The sequence below is a fragment of the Treponema sp. UBA785 genome (assembly GCF_002297065.1).
Lineage (GTDB): Bacteria > Spirochaetota > Spirochaetia > Treponematales > Treponemataceae > Treponema_D.
Window position 1 is genome coordinate 61,236 of sequence record NZ_DBJD01000090.1, and the last position, 19,556, is coordinate 80,791.

Consider the following 19,556-nt stretch of genomic DNA (forward strand, 5'->3'; position numbering starts at 1 on the left):
GTTGAATAAAAATTCGTAAGAAAAAAAAACTGAATTTGCTTTTTTGCAGATTCAGTTTTTTAAGCTTATAAAAAATATGGCAAAACTTATATTAACAATGCTTCAATCGAGTTTGGTTTCGCTTGAAGTTTTCTTTTTAACGCTGTTTTTTTCAATTCCTCTTGCTTTGCCGATTACAATGGCGCGCATGTCAAAATTTAAGCCGCTTTCTATGCTGGCGAATGCTTTTCTGCTTATAATCCGCGGCACTCCATTGATGCTCCAGTTGATTGTCGTTTATTTTGGGCCTTTCTATCTTTTTAAGTTTTCCTGGGATCGCTTTACAGCGGCAATTATTGCGCTTTCGGTAAACTATGCCTGTTATTTTGCAGAAATTTATCGCGGAGGATTGCAGTCGATTCCTGTCGGCCAGTATGAAGCTGCAAAAGTTCTTGGCTATACAAAGACACAGACTTTTTTTAAGATTGTTTTGCCTCAAGTTGTAAAGAGAATAGTTCCTCCAATGGGAAACGAAGTAATTACTCTCGTAAAAGATACCGCATTGGTAAGCGTAATCGGAGTAGTCGAGCTTTTAAGAACGGCTCAAACCCATTCAAGCAGGCTTTTTAGCACGACACCGATTTTTATTGCCGGCGTATTTTATTTTTTGATGAACTGGGTTGTAACGGCTGTCTTTATTCACCTTGAAAAAAAACTTGATTATTATAAATAAAGCATCTTTTTAGATTGAAAATTTAAAACTGGCGGATATATAAAGATGAGTATAATTTCTGTAAAAAACGTAAATAAATTTTTTGGAGACGGAGTTCAGGTTTTAAAAGACGTGTCTTTTGAAGTTGAGCAGGGCGAAGTTCTTGGAATTATCGGTCCTTCCGGCTCTGGAAAATCAACTCTTCTTCGTTCTATTGCCCAGCTTGTAAAAATTGACAGCGGAACAATTACAATTTGCTCCCGGCAGCTTGTCAAAGACGGCGTTTATGCAGATAAAAAAACTCAAAGAGAAATCGCCTTAAATCTCGGCTTTGTTTTTCAGAATTTCAATCTTTTTTCGCATTATTCTGTCTTAAAAAATATAATTGATCCTCAGGTTACGGTTCTTGGTGTTTCTAAGGAAGAAGCCGAAGAAAACGCAATTCAACTTATCCGGCGCATGGGACTTTCTGGAAAAGAGAATAATTATCCATGCGAACTTTCCGGTGGTCAGCAGCAGCGTGTTAGCATTGCGCGCGCTCTTGCATTAAAGCCAAAGGTTTTGCTTTTTGATGAGCCGACAAGCGCCCTTGATCCTGAGCTCACAGGAGAGATTCTTGAAATTATCCGCGGACTCGCAAAGTCAAAAATGACAATGATTGTCGTAACCCACGAAATGGCATTTGCCCGCGACACAAGCGATAAAATTCTTTTTCTTGATGCAGGCCATGTTGTTGAATACGGCGATCCAAAAGAACTCATAAACAATCCTAAAAATGTCCGCATGCAAGAATTCTTAAAACGTTTTAACAATCGGTAAAAATTTATAAACAAAAAAATTCAACTGCCGATATATTTAATATGAATACATTTACAAGGTCAGTTGAACTTTTACACCGTGCAATGGATGTTAATTCGTTGCGGTATCAGGTTTCTGCAAATAACATAGCAAACTCAGAAGTGTCGAATTACAAAAGACAGACTGTTAATTTTGAAAGCGAATTAAAACGTGCTTTTGAAAGCGAAGCAGATAAATCTCATAGATTTGAATTGACTAGAACAGACAGCAGGCATTTTGCCCTTGAAGAGCCTTATGACTGGAAATCCGTTGAACCACGTCGTGTTACAGACTGGACGACAACTGCGGCTGCCAACGGAAATAACGTTGATGCGGAATATGAAGCGACTGTTGTTTTGAAAACGCAGATGAACTACAGACTTTTAGCCCAGCTTCAGAATTTTGAATTCAGCCAGGTAAAACTTGCAATGAGAAAATAGTTTTTTTCTTGTTTTTATAAGATGGGAATGAGTTAAGGATTGCAATAAAAACTTTGTCTAAAATAGCGTCAAAATTTTTATTCACAAGTTTGCGTTGCAAACTTTCTTATCAACTGCAATTTCTCACTTTGCTGCGAAATTGCGTTAAAAGGTCAAATCGGAAATTGAAATTTTTTCATTGACTTTTTTATGGGAGAATTTTTTATGGGAATGTTTACTTCGATCAATATTGCGACGACAGGAATGAGCGTAGAACGTCTTCGCTCTGATGTAATTTCGAACAATATTGCAAATGTTTCTACGACACGCACTCCTGAAGGCGGAGCATTTAAAAAATCTTCTGTAATTGTTGAACCAATCGCTTCCGCTCATCCGACATGGCGAATGCCTTTTGTAAATGCTGAGCAGGATAACGGTCCTGGAAAAGGCGTTCGCGTAAAAGAAATTGTAAAAGATACTTCAAAAGGCCGCATGGTTTATGATCCGTCAAATCCGGACGCAATTCAATCTGGTCCGGATAAAGGCTATGTTGAATATCCAAATGTAAATATTGTAAACGAAATGGTAAACTTAATTTCAGCAAGCCGCGCTTACGAGGCAAATTCAACTGTAATTCAAGGCGCAAAGGATATGTTTTCTGCAGCGCTTGAAATTGGAAGAAGCTAATTTTTTCTGATTATCGAAATGATTCTGTAGACAAGCATTTGCAATTTGATTAAAATTTTTATGAGGAAAAGGGAGGAGTTAAGATAAAAACAGCCGAAAATGGCGTCTGTTTTTATCTTTACAAGTTTGCGTTGCAAACTCTCTTATCATCGGTTGTTTCTCACTTCGTTGCGAAGCAACTTAAAAAGTCAATCCTAAAACTGGAGTTTTAATCTTGACTTTTTTATGGGAGGTCAATAAATGAATGTTATGAATATTTCAAACGTTTCTGACTTGACGTACATAAATTCTTTTCAGCCAAACAGCGCAAAAAATTCAGTTCAAAATACAAATAAACGCTCTTTTGAGTCTTATATCCTTGAAGCGGTAGATGCTGTAAATGAAAAACAGCTTGATGTAAGCCGTGTTGAGCAAAAACTTATTACAGATCCTGATTCCGTAGATATTCACGATGTTACGACCGCAATGGCAAAGGCTCAAATGTCGCTGAATCTTGCCCAGACAGTAATTGACAGGCTTCTTACAGGCTGGAGCGAACTTCAGACAACCCGCTAACGCATAAAAAATATCTTTTCTGTCTTTTCTTTGTAAAAAATATATGTTATTATAGAATATATTTAAAATCTTTAAAACTGAGATTTTAAGGTTTTTCCTTTTTTTTATAGAAATTCTTGAAATTCGGTCACGGGAGGGGACAGATGATCGAATGGCTTAAACAGCTGCCGGCTAAAATCAAAGAACTTTGGGCTAAATGGAAACCTGTTCAGAAAGGAATTTTCATTGGCATTGTGCTTCTTGTTGTCGTTGCGCTTGCTCTTATGTTCAGAGTAAATTCCGCGCCTGCCGGAGTGCCGCTTTTTACAACTGTTATTCGAGATGAAGATGCCCGCGAAAATATCACAATGCGTCTTGATCAGGAAAACGTAGATTTTCGGGTGCGCGAAGACGGACTTATCATTGTAAATGACAAAAAAACTGCCGAAAAAATGAAGAGCATTTTGATTACTGAAGGTCTAGTGCCTAAGGAAGTCGATGCTTTTAATCTTTTTGACAAAAGCAGCTGGTCTGATACTGATTTTGACAGAAACATAAAGCTTCAGCGTTCGCTTACAAAACAGTTGAAGCAGCATATTCTTGCAATTGACGATATTGCAAATGCAACTGTAGATCTCACTTTTCCAAAAAAAGAACTTTTCTCGACCGACCAGAAACCTGTTACTGCTTCTGTTATTGTTACGTTCAAGCCTAACAGCACAATGCCGGAAGAAAGAAAACGCTTAAAAGGTCTGCAGGATTTAATTTTGCGTTCTGTCGTTGGCCTTACTGCCGAAAATCTTACTCTTTCTGATAATTTTGGAAATATTTTAAATGATTTTGAAAGTCTTGCAGAGAGCGACCGTCTGGATAATATACGCAAGGGAAATAAAATAATTAGCGAAGAAGAAGAGGCTCTCAGAAAACGTGTGCTTGAAAGTCTTCAAAAAAACTTTAACGGCGCTGACCGTGTACGCGATTTGGTTGTAAAAATTGAAAAAGATTTAAACTTTGTTTCAAAGGATCAGACTATTTATACGCCGGTAATTATAACGGAGCAGGATCCTGACAAGCCTTATGACACGACTGAAAAAAGAGAATCGATCACTCTTTCTTCTCAAGAAATAAAAAAAACATGGACTGGAACAGGCTATAATCCTGAAGGTCCGGCTGGAGTTGAAGGACAGAATCCTCCGGTTTATTCCGATATGTCGAATGTAATTGGAAAATCGACCGAAGAGGGAATTACAAAAAACAACGTTGTAAATAAAGAAGAGCGTCATACAGATCAGAATTATGAGCTTAAGCGTATTTCCGCTTCTGCAAACATTGACGGTCGTTGGGAAACTATCATCGACAAAAACAGAAAGCCGATTGTAATAAACGACCAGAATCTTTCTGAATGGCAGTCTTACTGTCAGCAAAATGAAATTCCACTGGATAACTGCCGCTTGAGCATAGGCCATTTTTTTAGGGTTTATCATCCTGTAAGTCAGAAAGTTATTGATGATGTTACGAAGATTGTTCAGAGCGGAATCAATTACCAAAAAAAACGTGGGGATTCGGTTTCTATTACGAGTTTCCCGATTCCAAGAGACAAGGAATGGGAAATTGAAGAAGATTCGTATTTCCGCAAGGAAGAAACAAGACGGACTGTGCTTTTTTCTCTTGCAGGAATTACCGTAATTCTTCTGGCGTTTATCATCTTCAGGTTTATTAGCCGTGAACTGGACAGAAGACGCCGTTTGCGGGAAGAAGAGATTTTGCGGCGTCAGCAGGCGGAACGCGAAAAGGCTCTTTGGGATGCAAAGCAAGATGGACTTCAGGATGTTACAATGTCTGTAGAAGAGCGTAAGCGTGCTGAACTTCAGGAAAATGCGATTGCAATGGCAAAAGAACATCCGGAAGACGTTGCAATGCTTATTCGTACATGGCTGCTGGAGGAATAATTTATGGCTGATGAAAAAGCAAAGACCGCTTCAAAACCGGCAACTGTAAAATCTGGCGGTAAAAAGTCTGGCGCAAAAGATTATAAGAGCCTTACTGGACGGCAAAAGGCTGCAATATTTTTGGTTTCTCTTGGGAGCGATGTTTCTGCCGAAATTATGAAGCACTTGCGCGAAGATGAGGTAGAAACACTGACTTTTGAAATTGCAAGGCTTGAAACTGTCGATGCCGATTTTAAGGATCAGGTTCTTGAAGAATTTCAGAGCCTTATGGATGCGCAGAATTTTATTTCTACTGGCGGTATCGATTATGCCCGCGAGCTTCTTGAAAAATCTCTTGGTTCTCAGAAGGCGATAGATATTATCAACCGTCTTACTTCGAGCCTTCAGGTGCGTCCGTTCGACTTTATCCGCCGCACAGATCCATCTCACCTTTTAAACTTTATTCAAACTGAATATCCGCAGACCATTGCCCTTATTCTTGCTTATCTTGAGCCCAATAAGGCGGCAATAATTTTGCAAAATCTTCCTGCAGAAATCCAGCCGGAAGTTTCCCGCCGTCTTGCAACAATGGACCGTACTTCTCCAGATGTTTTGCGCGAAGTTGAGCGCGTTTTGGAGAAAAAACTTTCTACGCTTTCTAGCGAAGACTATACAGCGGCCGGCGGCGTTGAATCTATTGTTGAAATTCTTAACCTTGTTGATCGTTCTTCTGAAAAGCAGATTATTGAATCTTTGGAAGAAGACGATCCGGATCTTGCGGAAGAAATCAAAAAGCGAATGTTCGTTTTCGAAGACATTGTTATGCTCGACGACCGTGCAATTCAAAAAGTTCTGCGCGAAGTCGATACTCAGGAGCTTGCAAAGGCCTTGAAGTCTGTAGACACGGAAGTTCAGGACAAAATTTTCCGCAATATGTCAAAACGCGCCGCAAGCATGTTAAAAGAAGATATGGAATTTATGGGACCTGTTCGCTTGAAGGACGTTGAAGAAGCTCAGCAAAAAATTGTTTCTACAATCCGCCGTCTTGAGGATGCCGGCGAAATTGTTATTGCACGTTCCGGAGAAGACGAACTGGTTGTTTAATATTGCATTTCAAAAAAAACTAAAAAGTATTTTTATAGAGGAACAGAATCATGAATAAGAACTTGTTTCAGCCTGGCGAAATAAAGACAAAAGAAGGCGAATTTAAGCTTGGACTAGTTCATACTTTTGAAAAGCCTGTTGAAGAAGTTGAAGTTGAAGAAGTTCCTCAATACACAGGCCCTACGGCAGATGATTTAAAGCGTGAGGCTGAGGATTTTAAAGTTCAATGGGAGTCAGAAAAGCAGAAAATGCTTGACGATGCTCAGGCTCAGGCCGATGCAATAATTGAAAGCGCAAAAAATGCTGCTTTTGAGGAAGTGAAAAAGCAGACGGACGAAGCTCAGACAATCAAGGCTCAGGCAGAAAATGAGGCTCAGAAAATAATTGCAGATGCAAAAGAGCAGGCCAATCAAATTCAGGCAAAATCAGAAATTGAAAAAGACGAAATAAAGCGAAATTCCTATGAAGAAGGCTTAAAAGAAGGAAAAAAAGACGGCTATGATTCTGGCAAAGAAGAAGTAAGCCGGCTTATTGACCGAAGCCACAAAATTCTCGAAGCCGTAATGAACCGCCGTGAGCAGATTCTAAACGAAACAGAAGAGCAGATAATTCAGCTTGTGCTTTTAATGACACGAAAAGTTGTAAAGGTAATGTCTGAAAATCAAAAATCTGTCGTAATGGCGAATGTTTTGTCGGCCCTCAAAAAAGTAAAGGCTCGTGGAGATGTTACCATCCGCGTAAACCTCGAAGACGTAAAACTTACAACCGAACACATAAAAGATTTTACAGAACAGGTTGAAAGCGTGAAAGGAATTACTGTCGTAGAAGACAATTCTGTAGAAAAAGGCGGCTGCATCGTTGAAACTGATTTTGGAGCAATCGATGCAAGAATTTCAAGCCAGCTTTCTGAGCTCGAAAATAAAATTCTGGAAATTTCACCTATGAAGCCGATTCAGAAAAATTCTGCTTCTGCGCAAACTGCCGCTCAAAAATAGTTAATAGGTTCGGAAAAAGAATGGAACACTTTTTTGACAAATACTTAAAAACCGTTCTTGATACGGAAACAATTCTCTACACAGGAACAGTTACTGCGATAAAGGGGCTTATGATTCGAAGCCGCGGCCCTTATTCAAAAATCGGTGAACTTTGCACAATAAAAAATACAGACGGAACTGAGCTAGTTGCAGAAGTTGTAGGTTTTGACCGGGAAGAAAATGCCGTAAACCTTATGGCTTATGGCGATACAAAAGGCATAATGGCAGGAAGCGAAGTCGTTGCAAGCGGAAAAGAACTGATGGTTCCTGTTGGAAAAAAACTTCTTGGACGTATAATAGATGCTCTTGGACGGCCTTACGATAAAAAAGGTCCTCTTCAAAACGATGAATATTATCCTGCGATTGCGCCTGCTCCTGATCCTTATACAAGAAAAGATATAAACAGACGAATTATAACCGGCGTAAGGGCAATTGATTCTCTTTTAACATGCGGAAAAGGTCAGCGGCTGGGTATTTTTGCAGGCTCTGGTGTTGGAAAATCGACACTGCTTTCAATGATTGCGCGAAATACCAATGCCGATGTAAATGTAATCGGACTTATCGGTGAGCGTGGACGCGAAGTTATGGACTTTATTGAGCACGATTTAGGCCCGGAAGGAATGAAGCGTTCTGTCGTAGTTGTTGCAACAGGCGACCAAAGCTCAATCGCCCGTCTTCGCGCCGCATACACGACTACAGCAGTTGCCGAGTATTTTAGGAATCAGGGAAAAGACGTAATGCTTATGATGGACAGCGTTACTCGTTTTTGCCATGCCCAGCGCGAAATTGGAACTGCAAACGGAGAGCCTCCAACGCAAAGCGGTTATCCTGCAAGCGTATGGGACATGCTCCCGAAGCTTTTGGAGCGCACCGGTACAAACGACAAAGGCTCAATTACGGCATTTTACACAGTGCTTGTCGATGGTGACGATCTAAATGAGCCTGTAAGCGACAAGGTTCGCGGAACTTTGGACGGACATATTGTTTTAAGCAAAAAACTTTTCCGCGAAAGGCATTTTCCTGCAATCGACATAACTTCTTCTATAAGCCGTCTTTGGGACGATGTTACCGGACCTCAGACACAGCAGGCTGCGAATAAAGTGAGCCGCTTGATTTCAATCTACGAAGAAAACAAAGATATGATAAATGCCGGAGTTTATGTAAAAGGAAGCAGTCCGGAAATAGACGAGGCAATTGAGCGTCATCCTGCAATTGAAGAGCTTCTGACACAGTCAAAAACAGACCATTGCACAATCGAAAATACGCTTAAGATTTTGAGCGCAGTTTCCGGAATTGAAATTCCTGAGGACGAATATTCAGAAGATGCAGGACTTGGCAAAAAAACGACAGCCCAGCTTGTCCAGGAACGCAAAATAGACGATGTTGCAAGTTCTAATGAGCTTTCAAGCGAAAACATGACAGCTCAAACTGCAAATTCGCTCGAACAGGCGTCAAAAATGCTAAGCGGACTGTCTAAAAAATAAGGCAACTTAAAAAATATGCAGAAATTTGTCTTTAACATGCAAAAAATTCTGAATCTCCGCAAGTTTGAAGAAAAACAGGCTCAGACGGAGCTCGGAAAGGCAGTAAGCGCTGAAGCCAAAATTCAAAACACTCTCAATTTGCTTGCTGAACAGAACGTTCAGACCGTAAAAAACTCAAAAGGCATAAAAGATGTCCTTGAGCTTCATAACCTGAATAACTATCTAAAGCTTTTAACCCAGCGAAAAGAGCAGCTTCTAAAGGAACTTGCCCAGGCGCAGCTTGAAACCGAACAAAAACGCGGAAAAATGAAAGACGCAATGCTCAAAGTCAAGGCCCTGGAAAAGCTAAAGGAAGCACGGCAAAGGGACTGGGCGCTTGAAAACAAACGAAAAGAAGAAAAAGAGCTTGATGACATCATCAATTCAAAGCAGTTTAGAAGCTAACCGTTTTAGTAATGGAAGCTTGAGCCTCCGATAAACTCTCGTACAATCGACTGTTTTGGAATATATGTTTCTGGAATCTGGTCAAAGTTATCCAAAAAACGCAGCAGACGGCGAGCCTCGCTAAATTCCGGCATATTCGGTTTTACTGCATGCAAAAGCGGACTTGCGTAGACTTTCAAAACAGGAATTTCGTAATCCAGGGCGGTATTCAAAACTGCATCGGCATTGTTCTGGAACGGAAAAATATGCAGAAGCTCTCCTTTTTGGACACTTTGCCACATTCCGATTGTATCTGCGGCAGATTTGCCTCTAAAACGTGAGTCGCGCACTATGCGGCGGATAAGGCGGTTGTCGCTCGAAGAAATACGCGTGTGGTCGTTGATATTCAGCTGGGTAAGGGCAGAAAGGTAGATTTTGAACTTGAATTCACTCTTTACTTTTGGAGTAAGCTTGTCGTTTAGCCCGTGGATTCCTTCCATAATGAGTATGTCGTTTTTAGCAAGGCGCATAGTTTCTCCAGTGTAATACGGCTGCCCCAAATCAAAATTGTAAGAAGGAACTTTTATTTCTTTTCCATCAAAAAGGTCGTTAAGATTTTGGTTTAAAAGTTCAACATTGAGGGCTTCGAGACATTCGTAGTCGTAGTTTCCATTTTCGTCCTTTGGATTTTTTTCGCGTCCTACATAATAGTTGTCGAGCGAAATTACTTTTGGATTATAGCCGAATGCCTGCAGATGAAGGGCGAGTTTTTTTGCAGATGTTGTTTTTCCAGAAGATGAAGGCCCTGCTATTAAAACAACTTTTACGTTTTTGCGCTCATGGATTTGTTCTGCGACCTTTGCGTAATTCTGAGACTGGAAAGTTTCTGTAATGTCGATAAAGTCGTTCACCTTGCGTTTTAGAATCAGCCGGTTTAAATCAGCCGCATTCTTTACGTTTACTGTTTTTCCCCAGTTTTTGTATTTTTTATAGATTTCAAAAATCTTAGGGTTGTCGGAAAATTCGCCGAGTTTTTCAGGCTCCTTTTCTGACGGAAATTGCAGCAAAAAGCCCTCGTCATAAGGCAAAAGATCAAAAAATTTTATTTGTCCTGTTGCAAGCGAACAAGGTCCTTGAAAAATATCAGAAAATGAGCCGAGCGTATTTACGATTACCTGAGGCTCGCACCGGTATTCAAGCTGGGCGCGGGTGTCTTTTAATCCGTTTTTTTCAAAAAGTTCGCAGGCCGCTTCGTAAGAAGCAATCAAAGTCTGGATTGTTTCGTTTTTTTGAACGATAGAAAGCATTTCGCTTTTTATAAGCTCAACCTGCTTTTTTTCTACCGGAGAATCGTCAAAAGTGTAATAATACGATGAACCCAAGCTGTGTCCGATTAAAAGTCTTTTTTCTGGAAAAATTTTGTGAACAGCGGCGGCAAGAATAAAGCAGAGCGTGCGCCTGTAAACTGCTACACCGTCTTTAGAATTAAGATATACCGGCTCCAGAGTTCCGTCTGTGATCATTCTCCAGGAAAGCGGAAGAATTTCGTTATTAAAGCGCAACGCCATAATAGGCGATGAAGTTTTTGTAAAGTTTGAAAGAAGCTCTGTTCCCTGAGTTCCAAAGTGGCACTGGATTTTTTTGTTTTCGATTGTCAATGTAAGCATAAACTACATTATACCCGATTGGCAAATATTTATAAACAAATTTATCCGTCAATCGTCGAGATTTGGAATGTGCTTTTTTAAGGTTTTCATAAAATGCTCGCCTGTTACGTTTTTTCTGAGGCTTGCAAAAATGCAGTTGTCGCCTGCTACAGTTCCCAAAATTTCGTTCAAATTAAGGCTGTCCAATGCGTTTGCTACGGAATTTGCCTGTCCGCTGAAAGTTTTTATTACGACTGTGGAATCGTTCCATTCAATGCTGACATAACCGCGCATAAAGTCTTGAACAAAAATCTCTTCGTTTTCGCCGCGATCGTCTTCTCCAGGAAGAGTGTAGACATAGCCTGCGTGGCCGTCGCTCACTTTGCCGACTTTTAAAAGCTTTAGGTCGCGGGAAAGTGTGGCCTGAGTAAGCTCATAGCCTTCGTTTGTCAAAAGTCCAAGAAGCTCTTCCTGGCTTTTAATTCTGTTGTTTTTTATAAATTTTTTTATGGCCTTGAGCCTTGAGGTCCGTTCTTTCAAAATATTGTCCTTCGCATATTGTTACACAAAAAAAGGCAGTTTTTGCGAAAATCATCCAGTTTTTATGCATAAATTATGTATAAAAATACAAAAAGTGTCAAATAGAAGAAAATATGTTCCGTATCGTCGCAGGCCCTGTTCAAAAAAAATACAGAATTATACAGGCCTTGTTTTATATTTTTTTATTTTGCTGTAATATGATTTTATGGTAATTGTTCTTAAAAATGATGTCAGCGAAAACGAAAAAAAGAATATAAAAGCTCTCTTAAAGTCTAGAAATTTTAAGATTAACGAGGTTAAAGGTGATGAATCTACGATTCTTGCGGCGGTTGGACGGCTTGCCATGGATATTCGTGAAGTGGAAGTGCTTCCGGGTGTTGCAAAAGTTGTGCCGATTTCAAAACCGTACAAACTTGCAAGCCGTGAATTTAAGCCGGAAAACACAGTCGTAGAAATTCCAAACAATCGCGGCCAGATTATAAGAATCGGCGGAAGCAGGCTTGTTTCTATTGCAGGGCCTTGCGCTGTCGAAAGCCGGGAGCAGATGCTTGAAGCGGCCGCGGCAGTCAGTGCAAGCGGTGCCGTTATGCTTCGCGGAGGAGCCTATAAACCGCGGACTTCGCCTTATGCTTTTCAGGGGCTTGGAGAAGAAGGCTTAAAATACTTAAAAGAAGCCGGGGAAAAATACGGGCTTCCAGTTGTTACAGAAATTGTCGATGCGGAGTATATTCCAGTTATGGAAAGTAACGGGGTCGATGTCTATCAAGTTGGCGCGCGCAATATGCAGAATTTCGAGCTTTTAAAAAGGCTTGGAAAACTTGGAAAACCTGTTATTTTAAAGCGCGGTCTTTGCGCTACAATCCAGGAATGGCTTATGTCTGCCGAATATCTGCTTTCTAGTGGAACGGACAAGGTTATTTTGTGCGAACGAGGAATCCGCACTTACGAGACTGCTACGCGCAACACCTTGGATTTAAGCTCAATACCAGTATTAAGAAGCCTTACACATCTTCCTGTGATTGTCGATCCTAGCCATGCGGTTGGTGTCCGCGATAAAATTCCTCCTATGGCTCTTGCCGCTGTCGCTGCCGGCGCAGACGGGATTATTGTCGAAGTTCACTGCCACCCAGAACAGGCTCTCTCAGATGCGGCCCAGGCTCTTTATCCAGAGCAGTTTGAAAAAATAATGCGCGATGTAGAAGCCCTTGCTCCTGTAATCGGAAAACAAGTTGCCCATATCCGCGCAGAAGAAAAAACAGAGCCACAGTCATTGCATGGTGAACAAAATAAAGCTTCCAAACGCGTGCTCTGCGCTTTTTCCGGAAAAAAAGGCGCTTATGCAGAACAGGCGATCTTTAATTATTTTGAAGATTTGGCTGAGCCTGTCGAAGCTGATTCGTTTGACGAGATTTTTCAGGAAGTAGTTGACGGCAAAGTTCAGTACGGAATGATTCCTATAGAAAACTCAACTGCCGGTTCTGTTTACAACAATTATGACAACCTTACGCGCTATGAAGACATTTCGATTGTCGGTGCGGTTACAATCCGGGTTGAGCACAGCCTTTTAGCTCCGGAAGGCGCGACCCTCGAATCAGTCAGGCATGTCTACAGTCATCCGCAGGGACTTGCCCAATGTTCTAATTTTATAAAAAAATATGGATATAAGACGGTGGATACTGTTTCTACGGCGACAGGAGCGGAGCTTGTAAGCGAAAAAAAAGACATTTCATGCGCGGCTATCGCAAATGCGCGCAATGCAAAGCTGTACGGCTTAAAAGTTCTTCGCCAGGGAATCGAAAACGACCCGAATAATTACACCCGCTTTGTAATAATCGCCGCAAATCATACAAAAAATTCTCCTAAATTATTGGGAGAGCAAAAGCCAAACCGCGCAACTTTGATGTTCTCGACAAAAAATGAAGCCGGCGCTCTCTACGATACTTTGGGCGTGTTTAAAAATGCAAAATTGAGCATGAACCGGCTTGAGTCGCGCCCGATTGCAGGAAAACCGTGGAAATACTGGTTTTACAGCGATGTGGTTATTCCTTCTGATGTAAAAAATCCGGTAAAATATATCGACGATTTTATAAATGTCTTAAAGTCGAATGCGGAAGACATAAGGCTTTTGGGCGTTTATTATGAATAAATTCAAATTTATTTAAGTAAAAACGGTCAGTTTGACAAAAAATAGAGGTAATAATATGGAAAAATTTGTTCTTTCAGTTCTTGTTGAAGATAAATCCGGCGTTTTGAGCCGTGTCTCTGGTCTTTTTAGCCGCCGCGGATTCAATATTGCGTCTCTTACGGTTTGCGAAACCCATAATCCGGAACAGTCAAGAATGACAATTGTCGTTGCAGGCGACGAGTATGTGCTTGAGCAGATTGAAAAACAGCTTTCAAAGCTTGTTGAAGTGATTTCGATCAGCCACTGCAAAAAAGAAGAAACCTGCGAACGCGAAATGGCGTTGATAAAAGTAAAGGCGACCGGAACTGAACGCGCTGTAATAATCGAGACTTGTCAGATTTTCCGTGCGCATATTGTAGACGTTTCTTTCAATTCTGTAATTGTAGAAGCAACAGGAAGCGAAGAAAAAATCGAAAGCCTTATCCGCCTTCTTGAGCCTTACGGAATTCTTGAGCTTGTAAAAACAGGCCTTGCCGCGATGGAACGTGGCGAAAAAGTAATGAAGTAATGATAAAAAAAATTATATTCTGGACTTTATTCTGCGCTCTTGCCGCTTCGTGTTCTCAAAAAACTGATTTTAACTTGCAGATTCCTGACGGAACCGAAATAGAAGAAAGTCCGGTTATAAAAAAAACTTCTCACAAAAACGACTTTTATATTTTTGAAGAAAGCCAGCAGGAACGGATTGATTTGTTCCGCGGAATGCAGGGCTGCGCGGCAGTCTGTATAAAGCTTAAGGTCGAAAAAACTTCCCGCAAAAAAGACGGAAGCCCAAATATTGCAAGCCTTGGTTTTATATATAAAACTGATTTTAATGGAAAGACTTCTGTTGGTTTTCCTCTTTCTTCACGGTCGCTTATAAATTTTAGTTTTGATGATTTTGAAGGGCAGTGCGTAGAAATTGTTTATTCTCTTGAGCGCGGAAAAGAATGTCCTGCCGGTTTTTTTGTTGATTTGGCCAGTTCAAAAGCAAAGTATTCTGTCGTTTCGGTGCAGGTTGCGCAAGCGTCCGTCGGCTTTGATTATTCTCAGGATTGTGAGCGCTATGCCTTTGCTCCGAATGGCGGAAACCTTGTAAAAGGTGCTAAAAAGATTGATTTTTCTGCGCTCGCAATGTGCTTTTCCCCGGTAAATTCAGAAAAAGCCCTTATGCCAAAAATTTGCTTTTCATTTAGCCATGATGCAGACAGCGTAAAATTTACTTCTGGAGGCGAGCGCTTTACAGTCCGCAACGGCGGTTCTGGATATATTGATGTTCCTGTGGCGGCCTTAAAATCTCCTTTTTCGGAACTGGAAATAACTGAAAACGCAGAGCAGATAAAAAGCGTTATGGCTGTTCCCAGCGACTGGAATCTTCTTGAAAACTCTTCAGCCCTTGTTTCTTCTCCTGTTAATCCGATAAAAGTTGATCCAGGGCTTATAATGCAGTGGCCGCAAAAAAACTGGCGCGGCAACGATTACGAGCTTTTTGAATGGGACAGGTTTTCAAGCATACTTTTTTTTGATACTGCAAATTACTCTGTTCAAAACGACTTTTTCCGCCGGCTTGCTTTTTTTGTAGAAAAACAGGGCTTTAAGGGAAAACTTTTATCAGATGCGGAGCTTGAAGGCAAACACGGCTACAATGCGCATGACTACAGGGCCTACGATTTGGCGTGCTTCTTTGAAAAAGCCAGAGCCGAAAATTTTCCTTTGAATAAAAAAGAGCTTCTTTTGCGCGAAATCCTCCTCAAAAACTCAATTATCGTTCAAAACGAAGACGGAAGTTTTTCTGAAGGACGAGGCGCTGTAATTTCAATCAGCCAGGAAAGCCCTCTTTATTTGAGGACAACTTTTGTCGCGCATGAAGGCTGGCACGGAATATTTTTTGTTGACGAAGATTTCCGCAATGCAGTTTCGAGCGTTTTTTATTCGCTTCAAATGGCAGATCCAAAAGCGATTGATTTTCTTATAAAGTATTTTAAGGTTACGCCTTCGCTTAATTATGACACCGAAGACGAGTATCTTCTAAAAAACGAATTTATGGCTTATATGCTTCAGCGTCCGGTTTCTGTTTGCGAAAAATATTTTACAGACATGGCATCCCGCTCTCATTCCCAGACTTTTATAAAAGAAGAAGCTGACTATATAATTGAAACAAAGGCGGCAGGTTTTTCCGGCTCGGCTCAAATGCTTGAAGATTACGTAAAACGCCGCTGGAATCTTTCCGCCGGACGCGTTTGGCTTTTAAGCCGCTAGATGTCAATATTGAACGAGCGTTCTGCGGCAACTGTCGTTATAGGCCCGTGCCCCGGCATAATCGTCGTGTCCTCGGGCTGAGAGAGAATTTTCTGCTCAATTCCACGCTTTAAAATCATCTTTGAGTAATTTGAATTTGTTTCTCCGATTGTCCCGGCTCCTATTACATCTCCAGAAAAAAGCACAGTTCCGATTTTGTAGACAATCGAGTCTGGAGAATGTCCAGGCACAGGAAAATATTCAATTTCGAGGCCGGCAAGGTTCAGTCTTCCTTCGCCGTGGATTACCTTTGTCTGGATTCCAAAAATATTGGATTCGGCGGCATAAACGTCTGCGTCATAAATCTTTAAAAAGGTTTTTAGCCCGCGCAGCTGGTCTTCGTGGTTGTGGGTAACCAAAACTGCGACAGGCCTGTAATGGTTGTCCTCAAGCTGGTTTATCATCTCCTTTGTAATTTTTCCAGGATCGATGATTACGGCTTCGGAGGTCTTTTCGTTTACAACAGCATAGCAGTTTGAAAAGCTGTCAATGTTCAGGTGAAAGTAGATTTTCATTTAGTTTGCTCCTGTATTCGTCAGAGGATTTTCCTCGGCATCACCTGTAAAAAGCGCGCTTCCTCGCTTGTCAAAAATTGCCTCGTTTGTGTTTGAAAGCTTGAATGAAACGTTGTTTGTCTGGACTTCAAAAAAAACTGTTTTTTTAATGTTGCAGTTTCTTATGGAAGTGTCCACCAAATGGGAGCGTATAAAACGGCTGTTGTACAAATCAGAATCATCAAAAGAAGACTGGTAGCTTGAAAGTCCGTTAAAATTGTCCTGGATTAAATCAGAGCCAGTAAAAAGCACGTGAATGAGTTTTGTTCCGGCGAAAGAACAGAACTGCATGTTGCTTTGAATCAGATTGCAATCCGTAAAAACTGTAAAGTCGAATTTGCACATTCTGCAGTGGATTTTTACGCAGTCCAGTTCAGAAAAAAAACAGTGGGAAAAATCGCAGCCGTAAAAGCGGTGCCCACTCAACGCAGATTTTGAAAACGTTATTCCTGAACAGTTAAGGCCGACAATTTTCTGGTTTTTGGAAATGTATTTGAGAAGGTCGTTTTTTGCTTTTTCAGGCTCTTTTGTATGCCTGTAGCAGAACTGAGAATTTTCGATTAAGTTTCCGTTTTCGTCGATGCAAGAAATTGAATTGCGCTTGCAGCCAGGATGTGCGCATGGATTATTTAAAAACATAAATCAATTGTATGGGATTGAATGATTTTTATCAAATATTTAAACTGTATTTATGTGCAGAAAATGTGGAAAACAAATTGAAATTTCAGAAATTTATAGAAATACAGTCTGCCCTGTTTGCGGCGCGGATTTGCACAGTTGCATAAACTGCCGTTTTTATTCGCCGGAAAGTCATTTTGGCTGCAAAGAAACGGTTGAAGAGCTTGTTGCGGACAAGGAGCGTTCTAATTTTTGCGAGCATTTTTCTGTAAATAAAGGCGGTTTTGCAGGAGCCGGCAGTTTTTCTCAAAAGTCCCAGGAAGCGCGTTCTGCCTTTAACTCTCTTTTTGGAAACTAAAAATGAATTCTGATTTTTGTTGCGCCGATTTTGCTTTTTTAGACTCTGGAACAGGCGGAATTCCGTATATGCTTGCATTAAAGCAAAAGCAGCCGTCCGCCCGGTGTGTTTACCTCGGAGATACAAAGCATTTTCCTTACGGCGAAAAATCTGTTGAAGAAATTGCTGAATGCGCGTCGGAATCGATTTCTCTTATTGTAAAAAAATGGAATCCGCGCGCTTTAATAATCGCCTGCAATACGATTTCTGTAACTGCGCTAGAAAGGCTGCGTTCTCTTTTTCCTAAATTGCCGATTGTAGGAACAGTTCCGGCAATAAAACTTGCGGCAAGGCTTACACTGAATAAAAAGATCGGCTTTTTAGCGACAAACGCTTCGGTCAATTCTCCTTATAGCAAAAAGCTGATTGATGATTTTGCGGATAATTGCCAGGTTTATTGCCGTGGAGATCCGGAGCTTGTGCGTTTTATCGAAAAGGATTTTTTTACGGCCTCTATTGAACAGAAAAAAAATGCGGTAAAGCCTGCGGTTGATTTTTTTGCCTCAAAAGGCTGCGATGTAATAGTGCTTGGATGCACTCACTTTACTCATATAGCAGATATAATGCAGCTTGCCGCCGGAAACAATGTAAAAGTTATCGACAGCAGGGAAGGGGTTTCCAGGCAGGCAATCCGCGTCGAAAGCGAAGGTTCTTCTAAAAAAACAGAGTATCTTTCTGAGCCTTTTAAGGATATGTCTTTTTTTGCAACCGCCGCTAATCCTAAGGAAGAAAAAGAATATAAACTGCTTTGCAAAAGGCTTGATATTCCCTGGGGCGGAATTGTCCAATAAAAAAACGGCTTACGGGCATGCGGAAAGCAGACCTGTAAGCCGTTGCGTTGCTCAGGAAGCTAATAAGCTATTGAAGTTTTTTTGCAATTTCGTCTATAAAGTCCCATGAGTTTACTATGCGTTCTGCTTTTGGCTCTGCAAGAAGAGCCAGGTCTCCAGTCATTGTTCCGCTTTCGATTACGTCGAGAGTGGCTTTTTCGAGTTTTTTTGCAAAGTCTGCCAGATCCTGGGTTCCGTCGAGCTCGCCGCGTTTTTTGAGCGCTCCTGTCCAGGCAAAGATTGTCGCAACTGGGTTTGTAGAAGTTTTTTCGCCTTTGAGATAGCGGTAATAGTGCCTTTGAACAGTTCCGTGGCTTGCCTCGTATTCAAACTCGCCGTTTGGAGAAACAAGGACTGAGGTCATCATTGCAAGGCTTCCGCATGCAGAGGCAATCATGTCGCTCATAACGTCGCCGTCATAGTTTTTGCATGCCCACAAGAATCCGCCCTTTGACTTCATTACGCGCGCAACAGCGTCGTCAATCAGAGTGTAAAAATATTCAATTCCAGCTTTCTCGAACTTTTCTTTAAATTCTTCGTCATAGACTTTCTGGAAGATTGCCTTGAAGTTGCCGTCGTAGATTTTAGAAATAGTGTCCTTTGTTCCGAGCCAGCAGTCGATTTTTTGATCGAGGGCATAGTTAAAGCAGCAGCGGGCAAAGCTTTCGATTGAAGAATCAAGGTTGTGCATTCCCTGAAGAACGCCAGGACCTTTCATAACCTGAATTGTTTTTCTTATTTCTTTTCCATCTTCGCCGGTAAATACAAGCTCCGCTTTTCCTGCGCATGGAGTCTTGATTTCGCAGTTTTTGTAGACATCGCCATAGCCATGGCGGCCGAGGACAATTGGCTTTTCCCAGCTTGACACGTTGCAGTGAATGTTTTTTACAAAAATAGGCGCGCGGAAAATTGTTCCGTCAAGCTCTCCGCGCAAAATTCCGTTTGGAGAAGGAGTGAGCCGCTTTAAATGGTATTCTTCCATTCTGGCAGCGTTGGAAGTGATTGTAGCGCATTTCACGCCGACACGAAGCCGTTTGATTGCATTTGCCGCATCGTAAGTTACTTTGTCGTCTGTTTCGTCGCGGTTTTTAAGGCCCAAGTCGTAATATTCGGTCTTGAGATCAACAAAAGGTTCCAAAAGTTTTTCTTTGATTACAGCCCAAAGCACGCGAGTCATCTCGTCGCCGTCGAGCTCCGCAATTGCGTTTTTCATCTGTATTTTAGACATAGCACACCTCAAATTCTATTAAACTGATTATATAGAAAAATAAAATCTCTGAAAATAAGCAACGCAAAAAAAATGGCGGGGATTGCGGGGGCGCGTATGGGATTATCGGGTCAAGCCCGATAATGACAAAGGGGCAAGCC

At 41.2% G+C, this 19,556-nt stretch carries 20 protein-coding genes; 15 read left to right on the forward strand and 5 right to left on the reverse strand.

Annotated features, from left to right (window positions below; translation table 11 throughout):
- Nucleotides 1–76: 76 nt before the first annotated feature.
- From B2X33_RS08085 to fliJ, 10 genes are all read left to right on the forward strand, one after another.
- Nucleotides 77–712, forward strand: coding sequence for an amino acid ABC transporter permease (locus tag B2X33_RS08085; RefSeq protein WP_296668910.1), 636 nt, complete (start codon nucleotides 77–79; stop codon nucleotides 710–712).
- A gap of 45 nt (nucleotides 713–757) precedes the next feature.
- Nucleotides 758–1,510, forward strand: coding sequence for an amino acid ABC transporter ATP-binding protein (locus B2X33_RS08090; protein ID WP_296022845.1), 753 nt, complete (start codon nucleotides 758–760; stop codon nucleotides 1,508–1,510).
- A gap of 41 nt (nucleotides 1,511–1,551) precedes the next feature.
- On the forward strand, nucleotides 1,552–1,968 hold the full coding sequence (flgB, locus tag B2X33_RS08095) for a flagellar basal body rod protein FlgB (protein WP_296022847.1): 417 nt from the start codon (nucleotides 1,552–1,554) through the stop codon (nucleotides 1,966–1,968).
- A 204-nt stretch (nucleotides 1,969–2,172) separates the two neighbouring features.
- Entirely contained in the window at nucleotides 2,173–2,634 is a 462-nt protein-coding gene (flgC, locus tag B2X33_RS08100) for a flagellar basal body rod protein FlgC (protein ID WP_296668913.1), read from the forward strand.
- A 240-nt stretch (nucleotides 2,635–2,874) separates the two neighbouring features.
- Nucleotides 2,875–3,189 (forward strand): flagellar hook-basal body complex protein FliE, encoded by a 315-nt coding sequence (gene fliE, locus B2X33_RS08105; RefSeq protein ID WP_296022853.1) that lies wholly within the window; start codon nucleotides 2,875–2,877, stop codon nucleotides 3,187–3,189.
- A gap of 143 nt (nucleotides 3,190–3,332) precedes the next feature.
- Nucleotides 3,333–5,117 (forward strand): flagellar basal-body MS-ring/collar protein FliF, encoded by a 1,785-nt coding sequence (gene fliF / locus B2X33_RS08110; RefSeq protein WP_296022856.1) that lies wholly within the window; start codon nucleotides 3,333–3,335, stop codon nucleotides 5,115–5,117.
- Nucleotides 5,118–5,120: 3 nt separating this feature from the next.
- Entirely contained in the window at nucleotides 5,121–6,200 is a 1,080-nt protein-coding gene (fliG, locus tag B2X33_RS08115; protein WP_078929917.1) for a flagellar motor switch protein FliG, read from the forward strand.
- Between the two features lie 50 nt (nucleotides 6,201–6,250).
- Nucleotides 6,251–7,195 (forward strand): flagellar assembly protein FliH, encoded by a 945-nt coding sequence (gene fliH, locus B2X33_RS08120; RefSeq protein ID WP_296668916.1) that lies wholly within the window; start codon nucleotides 6,251–6,253, stop codon nucleotides 7,193–7,195.
- Between the two features lie 20 nt (nucleotides 7,196–7,215).
- Nucleotides 7,216–8,718, forward strand: a complete 1,503-nt coding sequence (locus tag B2X33_RS08125; RefSeq protein ID WP_296668918.1) for a FliI/YscN family ATPase — start codon at nucleotides 7,216–7,218, stop codon at nucleotides 8,716–8,718.
- Between the two features lie 36 nt (nucleotides 8,719–8,754).
- A complete protein-coding gene (gene fliJ / locus B2X33_RS08130; protein ID WP_296668919.1) occupies nucleotides 8,755–9,162 on the forward strand; it encodes a flagellar export protein FliJ in 408 nt (135 codons plus the stop codon).
- A gap of 5 nt (nucleotides 9,163–9,167) precedes the next feature.
- Here the strand turns inward: fliJ and B2X33_RS08135 are convergent, their stop codons facing one another.
- Together B2X33_RS08135 and B2X33_RS08140 are read right to left on the reverse strand one after the other, a co-directional pair.
- Nucleotides 9,168–10,808, reverse strand: coding sequence for a nucleoside kinase (locus tag B2X33_RS08135; RefSeq protein ID WP_296668921.1), 1,641 nt, complete (start codon nucleotides 10,806–10,808; stop codon nucleotides 9,168–9,170).
- 48 nt (nucleotides 10,809–10,856) lie between these two features.
- The gene (locus B2X33_RS08140) at nucleotides 10,857–11,327 is read right to left on the reverse strand and encodes an arginine repressor (protein WP_296668923.1); all 471 of its coding nucleotides are present in this window, start codon (nucleotides 11,325–11,327) and stop codon (nucleotides 10,857–10,859) included.
- 205 nt (nucleotides 11,328–11,532) lie between these two features.
- On the opposite strand from B2X33_RS08140, the gene aroF reads away from it, so the two are divergent.
- The 3 genes from aroF to B2X33_RS08155 are packed head-to-tail and all read left to right on the forward strand — an operon-like array spanning nucleotide 11,533 to nucleotide 15,750.
- The gene (gene aroF / locus B2X33_RS08145) at nucleotides 11,533–13,473 is read left to right on the forward strand and encodes a 3-deoxy-7-phosphoheptulonate synthase (protein ID WP_296668925.1); all 1,941 of its coding nucleotides are present in this window, start codon (nucleotides 11,533–11,535) and stop codon (nucleotides 13,471–13,473) included.
- Between the two features lie 55 nt (nucleotides 13,474–13,528).
- Nucleotides 13,529–14,020 carry an acetolactate synthase small subunit gene (gene ilvN / locus B2X33_RS08150; RefSeq protein ID WP_288517301.1) on the forward strand — a complete coding sequence of 164 codons (492 nt, stop codon included), beginning with the start codon at nucleotides 13,529–13,531 and terminating at the stop codon, nucleotides 14,018–14,020.
- The gene (locus B2X33_RS08155) at nucleotides 14,020–15,750 is read left to right on the forward strand and encodes a hypothetical protein (protein ID WP_296668929.1); all 1,731 of its coding nucleotides are present in this window, start codon (nucleotides 14,020–14,022) and stop codon (nucleotides 15,748–15,750) included. The genes ilvN and B2X33_RS08155 overlap by 1 nt, the downstream gene beginning before the upstream one ends.
- On the opposite strand, the gene B2X33_RS08160 is transcribed toward B2X33_RS08155, so the two are convergent.
- Nucleotides 15,747–16,304: an MBL fold metallo-hydrolase gene (locus tag B2X33_RS08160; RefSeq protein ID WP_296668931.1), complete on the reverse strand. Its 558-nt coding sequence runs from the start codon at nucleotides 16,302–16,304 to the stop codon at nucleotides 15,747–15,749. The genes B2X33_RS08155 and B2X33_RS08160 overlap by 4 nt on opposite strands.
- Entirely contained in the window at nucleotides 16,305–16,982 is a 678-nt protein-coding gene (locus tag B2X33_RS08165) for a pentapeptide repeat-containing protein (RefSeq protein WP_296668933.1), read from the reverse strand.
- Nucleotides 16,983–17,034: 52 nt separating this feature from the next.
- Between B2X33_RS08165 and B2X33_RS08170 the strand changes: the two genes are divergently transcribed.
- Nucleotides 17,035–17,319, forward strand: coding sequence for a hypothetical protein (locus B2X33_RS08170; RefSeq protein WP_296668935.1), 285 nt, complete (start codon nucleotides 17,035–17,037; stop codon nucleotides 17,317–17,319).
- Between the two features lie 2 nt (nucleotides 17,320–17,321).
- Nucleotides 17,322–18,149 carry a glutamate racemase gene (murI, locus tag B2X33_RS08175; protein ID WP_296668937.1) on the forward strand — a complete coding sequence of 276 codons (828 nt, stop codon included), beginning with the start codon at nucleotides 17,322–17,324 and terminating at the stop codon, nucleotides 18,147–18,149.
- Nucleotides 18,150–18,216: 67 nt separating this feature from the next.
- Here the strand turns inward: murI and B2X33_RS08180 are convergent, their stop codons facing one another.
- Nucleotides 18,217–19,416, reverse strand: coding sequence for an NADP-dependent isocitrate dehydrogenase (locus B2X33_RS08180; RefSeq protein WP_296668939.1), 1,200 nt, complete (start codon nucleotides 19,414–19,416; stop codon nucleotides 18,217–18,219).
- Between the last annotated feature and the right edge of the window lie 140 nt (nucleotides 19,417–19,556).